The organism is Rhodovibrio sodomensis, assembly GCF_016583645.1.
GTDB classification, from domain to species: Bacteria; Pseudomonadota; Alphaproteobacteria; order Kiloniellales; family Rhodovibrionaceae; genus Rhodovibrio; species Rhodovibrio sodomensis.
In genome coordinates this window covers 21534-27816 of record NZ_NRRL01000058.1, presented here as the reverse complement: position 1 = coordinate 27816, position 6283 = coordinate 21534, and the positions used below count along the sequence as shown (strand labels likewise).

The 6283-nt window shown below is 74.7% G+C and carries 6 protein-coding genes; all 6 read left to right on the top strand.

Features of this window, described 5'->3' with window-relative positions; genetic code table 11:
* Positions 1-186: 186 nt before the first annotated feature.
* The 6 genes from CKO28_RS28900 to CKO28_RS17260 are packed head-to-tail and all read left to right on the top strand — an operon-like array spanning position 187 to position 6262.
* Entirely contained in the window at positions 187-465 is a 279-nt protein-coding gene (locus tag CKO28_RS28900) for a phosphopantetheine-binding protein (RefSeq protein WP_338050165.1), read from the top strand.
* A 13-nt stretch (positions 466-478) separates the two neighbouring features.
* Positions 479-1174, top strand: coding sequence for a COG4648 family protein (locus tag CKO28_RS17280; RefSeq protein WP_200342059.1), 696 nt, complete (start codon positions 479-481; stop codon positions 1172-1174).
* A complete protein-coding gene (locus CKO28_RS17275) occupies positions 1167-2564 on the top strand; it encodes an AMP-binding protein (protein ID WP_200342058.1) in 1398 nt (465 codons plus the stop codon). Before CKO28_RS17280 ends, CKO28_RS17275 begins: the two co-directional genes overlap by 8 nt.
* Positions 2561-2890 (top strand): ApeI family dehydratase, encoded by a 330-nt coding sequence (locus CKO28_RS17270; RefSeq protein ID WP_200342057.1) that lies wholly within the window; start codon positions 2561-2563, stop codon positions 2888-2890. Before CKO28_RS17275 ends, CKO28_RS17270 begins: the two co-directional genes overlap by 4 nt.
* Positions 2887-3870 carry a lysophospholipid acyltransferase family protein gene (locus tag CKO28_RS17265; RefSeq protein ID WP_200342056.1) on the top strand — a complete coding sequence of 328 codons (984 nt, stop codon included), beginning with the start codon at positions 2887-2889 and terminating at the stop codon, positions 3868-3870. The genes CKO28_RS17270 and CKO28_RS17265 overlap by 4 nt, the downstream gene beginning before the upstream one ends.
* A 4-nt stretch (positions 3871-3874) precedes the next feature.
* The gene (locus tag CKO28_RS17260) at positions 3875-6262 is read left to right on the top strand and encodes an MMPL family transporter (protein ID WP_200342055.1); all 2388 of its coding nucleotides are present in this window, start codon (positions 3875-3877) and stop codon (positions 6260-6262) included.
* Positions 6263-6283: the final 21 nt, after the last annotated feature.

Below are 6283 nucleotides of genomic sequence, written 5' to 3'. Positions count from 1 at the left end.
CGATCGCCCCGCCCCTCACCACGCCGCTCGCCCCGGGAACCGCCACGGCTGACGGCCTCGACGCTGCGCCGGGGGCGGTTTAGACTCCGAAGGCGCCGCCAGCGCGCGCCCCTTGCACCGCCGCGGCACCAGCCGGATAACGCTAAAGAACACAGGGCCCAGACAGCAGGGAGCCGAAGGTCGATCGTGAGCGTGAGCGAGCACAGTAAATCCGAGTTGGAGCAGGAGCTGGCCGAGGCGATGGTGCGGGTGCTCGAGCTCGAAGTGTCGGCCGACGAGATCGATCCCGACGCCGCCCTGTTCGGCGAGGGGCTGGGTCTGGACTCGATCGACGCGCTGGAGCTGTCGCTCGAGGTCAACCGCCGCTACGGCGTCGAGATCAAGGCGGAGGACGAGCGCAACGAGCACATCTTCGCCTCCCTGCGCGCGCTGGCGAGCCACGTGCTGGACCACCGCACCAAATGACGCCCGACCGGCCATGACCGCGACCGGCGCCGGGCGGTCCGACGCGCCGGCGCGCGCCCGGCCGCGCACGCTGATCGTACGCGCCCTGATCGCGCTCGCGGCGCTGGCCGCCGTGCACCTCTGCGTCCTGGCCGACCGCAGCGCGCTTGCGCTCGCCTGCCTGATCTGGGGGGTGGCGGCGGCGATGCTGCTGAATGGGCTGGCGGCGCGCGGACGCCAGCGGGTGCTGCTGGCCGGGGCCGGTATCCTGATCGCCGCGCTGGGCACGCTTCAGGCGGCTGCCCCGGCATTCGACCCGCGCCTGGCGCTGCTGCTGCCGCCGACGCTGGGCAACCTCGCGGTCAGCTCGGTGTTCGCCTACACCCTGCTGCCGGGCCACGAGCCGGCGATCCTGCGGGTCGCACGGGTGTCGCGCGGTCAGGTGCCGGCGGACCTGGCGGCGCACGCCCGCCGGGTTACCTGGGTCTGGGCGGTGCTGCCGGCGGCGATCATGCTGGCGGCGCTGAGCGCGCTCGCGTTCGGCGGGCTGGGCGCCTGGTCGTGGATCGCCAACGTCGCCAACCCGGTCCTGCTGCTTGTGACATTCCTGGGCGAGCACCTGCTGCGCGGCTGGAAGTTCCCGCAGTACGGCCGGCCGTCGGTGATCTGGACGCTGTCGGTGATGCTGGACAAGCGCGCGTGGCCGCTGCCACAACGCGGCCATGCGTAGCGAGAGCGCCCAACCCGCCGACGCCCGCTGCTGGCCCGCGATCGCCCCCTACGACCCGGCCCGCCCGGCTTTTCACGCCCCGGACGGACCGGTGGCGCAGGGCACGGTGCTGGCGCGCGCGCAGGCGCTGGCCCGGCACCTGCAAACGGTGCTGCCGGCGGGCGGGCAACTCGCCAACTATTGCGAGTCCCGGCTGGAGTTCACGGTCGCGCTGCTGGGCGGCTGGCTGGCCGGCCGCTCCGTCGTACTCCCGCCCGACCGGACCGACCACAACCTGCGCCTGCTGGGGCGGACGTTCGATCCCTTGGTCGTGCTGGCCGAACGCGGCTGCACGATGGATCTCCCCGCGCCGATCCAGGTCGACAGGTTCGCAGCCGACCACGACCCGCCGGCGCAGGCACCGGAGCTGCCGGCCGACCTGCTGGCCGCGCGGGTGTTCACCTCCGGCTCCACCGGCACCCCGGCGATGAACGACAAGACCTGGGCGATGCTGGCCGCCGGCGGCAAGACCATCCCGGCAATGCTGGCGCTGGACCGGCTGAGCCAGGCCAACGTGGTCGCCACCGTGCCCAGCCAGCACATGTACGGCTTCGAGACCACCGCGATGTACGTCCTGCAGGGCGGCGCGGCGGCGCACGCCGGCCGGCCGATGTACGCCGCCGACGTGGCCCAAGCGCTCCGCGACGTGCCGGCACCGCGCGTGCTGGTGACCACGCCGACCCATCTGCGCGCCCTGCTCGAGAGCGAGATGCCGCTGCCCGCGGTCGACCACACGATCTCCGCGACCGCGCCGCTGGGCGCCGAGCTGGCCCGCGCCGCGGAAGACCGGCTGAACGCCCCGTTGCGCGAAGTCTACGGCTTCACCGAGGCCGGCTCGGTCGCCGGGCGGCGGACGCTGGACGGCGACGTCTGGCAGATGCGCGGCGATTACGTTGCCCGTACCGCGCCCGGGCCGGACGGGCCGCAGGCACTGGTGCACTGCCCGGCCCTGGGCCAGGACGTGGCGTTCCCCGACGTGGTCGAGGTGCTGGACGGCAACCGGATTCGCCTGAAGGGCCGGGCGCAGGACCTGGTCAACGTTGCCGGCAAACGCGCGTCCTTAAGCGGGCTGGCCGCGCAGCTGATCGAGATCGCGGGCGTGCAGGACGCGGTGTTCGTCCAGCCCGGCACGGACAGCGGCGCCGGCCGGGTCGGCCGGCTGCTTGCCTTCGCGGTCGCGCCCGGCTGGGACCGGGAGGCGCTGCGGACCCGGCTGAAGCAGCGCCTGGACCCGGCGTTCGTGCCGCGCCGTCTGATATTGGTCGACCGCCTGCCGCGCAACGCCACCGGCAAGCTGCAGCGCCACGAGCTGGACCGGCTGGTCGAGCGCCACACCGGACGGCAGGGGTGAGCGACGCGCGGCTGACCACCGAGCTTCGGATCGAATCCGGCGACCCCTGCCTGACCGGCCACTTCCCCGACCGGGCCGTGGTGCCCGCGGCGGCGATCCTCGACCGGCTGGCCGGCTGGCTGGGCGCGGCGTCGGGCGCGGAGGTCACCGGCGTCGCCCGCGCGCGGATCAAGCGGGCCCTGCTGCCGGGGGCGACCTGGCAGGTCACCGCCCAGCCCCCGGCCGACGGGCGGATCAAGGTCACCTGCACCGAACATGGCCGCACCGCGATGACCGCGACTTTCGTCGTCCACCTGCGCGAACGCCACGGCGGGGCCGGCCGATGACCGCCCGCCAGGCCCAGACCGGCGCCGCCGGCGCGCAGTGGCGCCAGCTGCCGGAGCGCGGCAGCGCCGGCATCGCGCGCGTCTACATGCGGCTGTGCCTCGCCCTGGGACGCACGCCGGCCCGCCCGGTCCTGTTCGGAATCGCGCTCTATTTCCAGCTGTCCGCCCCGGTCGCCCGGCGCGCCTCGCGCCGCTATCTGGCGCGGGTGCTGGACCGCCGGCCGGGGCCGCGCGACACCTTCCGGCACATCCTGACCTTCGCCAGCACGATCATGGACCGGGTGTTCTTCCTGTCCGGCCGGGACCGCGCGCTCGAAGTCGCGGTGCACGGCGCCGAGCACGTCGACGCCCTGCGCGCCGAGGGCCGCGGGTTCTTCCTGATGAGCGCGCACCTGGGCAGCTTCGAGGCGATGCGCGCGCTCGGCCGGGACCACGGCGACCTGCCGATCAAGATCCTGATGTACGTCGACAACGCGGAGCGGCTGAACGCCGTGCTGGCCGAGCTGAACCCGGCGGTGATGGAGAACGTGATCCCGTTGGGCCGCCCCGACGCGATGCTGGAGGTGCGCGACTGGATCGCGCGCGGCGGCGTCGTTGGCGTGCTCGCCGACCGCAGCACGGCGGCGGACAAGCTCGCCACCGTGGACTTCCTGGGCGCCCCGGCGCCGTTCCCGCTCGGCCCGTGGCTGCTCGCCGCGACGCTGCAGGCGCCGGCGCTGCTCAGTTTCGCGCTCTATCGCGGCAACGGGCGCTACGAGGTGCATTTCGAGCGGTTCGCCGATCCAGTGACGGCCGCGGGCGGGGCGCGGCGGACGGCGGCGGCGGCCTACGCCCGCGCGTTCGCCGACCGGCTCGCCGCCTACTGCCGCAGCGCGCCCTACAACTGGTTCAACTTCTTCGACTTCTGGGGCGAGGAGCCGCGCGATCCGGCGTTCGACCGGTCCGGCCGCCGGCCGGGCCGCGGCCGGGCCGAGAGCTAGGGCGATGCGCGCACATCTGGCAGCCTTGCTGCGCCCCCTGCTGGTGCTGGCCGTTCTGGGCGGCCTGGGGGCCGCGATCCTGACCCTGGTGCCGGTGCGCGCCGACCTGTCGATCCTGCTGCCGGAACGGCAATCCGAAGACCTGGCGTTGCTGCAGCGCGCATTGAGCGAGGGGCCGGCGAACCGCACGGTGATGATCGGCCTCACGCCCGCCAACCCGCCGGCGAACGCCCGGGCGCGCGCCCAGAAGCTGGCCGCGATCAGCGCCGCGATGAAGCGCGAACTGCGGGCAAGCGGCCTGTTCGACCGGGTCGCCAACGGCCGCCTGGCGCTGGACCCGGACACGCTGGAGCCGTTCCTGGCGCACCGCTACCGCTTGAACCCGCCGCTCGAGCCGCAGGCGTTCACCGAGGCGGGCCTGGGCCGTGCGTTCGACCGGCTGCTGACCGAGCTGCGCGGCCTGGGCTCCCCGCTGATCGAGCGGATCATGCCGCGCGACCCCACCCTCCGGGCGTTCGAGGTCGCCCGGCTGTGGCGCGGCGACAGCGGCCCCCGCAAGCTGAACGGCGTCTGGGTCGGGCGCGAGGGCGCGCGCGCGGTGCTGCTGGCGCGCAGCGCGCGCCAGGCGTTCGACGCCGGCGGGCAAGCGCAGGTGCTGGCCGCGATCGACGCCGCCGTGCAGGCGGTGGAGGCCGAGCACGGCCCGGTCGAGGCGGTGCGTTCCGGGCCGTCGGTGATCGCGGTGGAGAGCCGCAACATGGCTGAGTCCGAGTCCCGGCGCCTGCTCGTCTGGTCGCTGCCGGTCGTGGCCTTGATCCTGCTGGCCGCCTTCCGCCGGCCGAGCGTGCTGGTGGCGAGCGCGGTGCCGCTGGCGACCGGGTTCGTCGCCGGGGCGGGCGCGGTCGCCGGCGTGTTCGGCGAAATCCTGGCACCCACGCTCGGGTTCGGGGCGATCCTGATCGGGGTCGGCGTCGACTATCCCCTGCACCAGTTCGCGCACCGCCGGCCCGCGGAGGCGCCGGATGCGAGTGCGCGGCGAATCTGGCCAGCGCTGTCGCTGGGCGCGGCGACCACCGCGATCGGCTTCCTGCCGCTGATGATGTCCAGCTTCCCGGGCGTGGCGCAGCTCGGGGTGTTCACCCTGGCCGGCCTGCTGGCCGCCGCGGCGGTGACGCGCTGGCTGCTGCCCTGGCTGGTGCGGCCGGTCCATCTGCCGCCGGCGGCCGCGGCCTGGGACCGGCTGGCGCCGCTGCACGCGGCCCTGGGCCGGCTGCGCGGCCCCGCGCTGCTGCTGGCCGCCGCCGCGGTCGGCTGGCTGGCGCTGCAGGGCCCAAGCGTCTGGCAGGACGACCTGCGCGGCCTGAGCCCGATCCCGGAGAGCCGCAAGCAGATCGATCAGGGCCTGCGCGCCGACCTGTCGGCAACCAGTCCGCGCTACCTGATCGCGGTCGAGGCGCCCGACGTGCAGACCCTGCTGCAACGCCAGGAGGCGCTGCAGCCCACGCTGGACGCCCTGCGCGACAGCGGCGCGGTCGCCAAGATCGACCTGCTGGCCCGCTACCTGCCCAGCGCCGCCCGCCAGCGCGCCCGGCTGGACGCCCTGCCGGATGCGCAAACACTCCGCCGGCGCCTTGCCGACGCGCTCGCCGCGCGGCCGTTTTCGCCCGGCACGTTCGAGCCGTTCGTCGCGGACGTGGCGGCGGCGCGGGCGGCCGGACCGCTGACGCCGTCGGACATCCAGTCCCCGCTGCTGGCGAGCCGGCTGCAAACGCTGTTGGTCGAAACGTCGGACGGCCGCGTCCTCGGCTTCGGCTACATCGAGGGGCTGCGCGACGAAGCCCGGCTGCGCGCCGCGCTGCGCGCCGCCGAGGTGCCCGGCGTGCGCCTGCTGGACATCAAGGCGCAGACGGAGGCGCTGATGCGCGGCTACCGGGCCGAGACGCTGCGCTGGATCGCGCTGGGCGCGGTGCTCGGCCTGGGCGCGCTCGCGCTCGGCCTGCGCGCCGTCAGGCCGGTCGCGCAGGTCGGGGCCGCGGTGCTGGTCTCGGTTGCGCTGTCGGCGGCGCTGCTGGTGGCGCTGGGCACGGCGCTGTCGCTGTTCCACCTGCTGGGCCTGATGGTGGTGGCCGGTCTGGGGCTGGATTACGCGATCTTCCTGCGCCAGGCGGTGCGCGACGACGCGGCCAGCCCGGGCGGCGGGCGCGGCGGCCGGCGCAGCGTGGTGGTCTGCGCCGCGACCAGCTTGGCGGTGTTCGCCATCCTGTCGACCGCGGCGATCCCGATGCTGGGCCAGCTGGGCACGACCGTGACGCTGGGCGCCGGCATCTCGCTCGCGTCCGGGCTGGTGTTCACGGGCGGGGTCCGCGCCCATGTTACAGTCCGTGATCCCTGACCGACGTCTTGACGCCGAGGC

What these genes read in the sequence shown, in the direction of transcription:
- CKO28_RS17280 (WP_200342059.1), top strand. Translation starts at nt 479, where the DNA reads ATGACCGCGACCGGCGCCGGGCGGTCCGACGCGCCGGCGCGCGCCCGG.
- CKO28_RS17275 (WP_200342058.1), top strand. Translation starts at nt 1,167, where the DNA reads ATGCGTAGCGAGAGCGCCCAACCCGCCGACGCCCGCTGCTGGCCCGCG.
- CKO28_RS17265 (WP_200342056.1), top strand. Translation starts at nt 2,887, where the DNA reads ATGACCGCCCGCCAGGCCCAGACCGGCGCCGCCGGCGCGCAGTGGCGC.
- CKO28_RS17260 (WP_200342055.1), top strand. Translation starts at nt 3,875, where the DNA reads ATGCGCGCACATCTGGCAGCCTTGCTGCGCCCCCTGCTGGTGCTGGCC.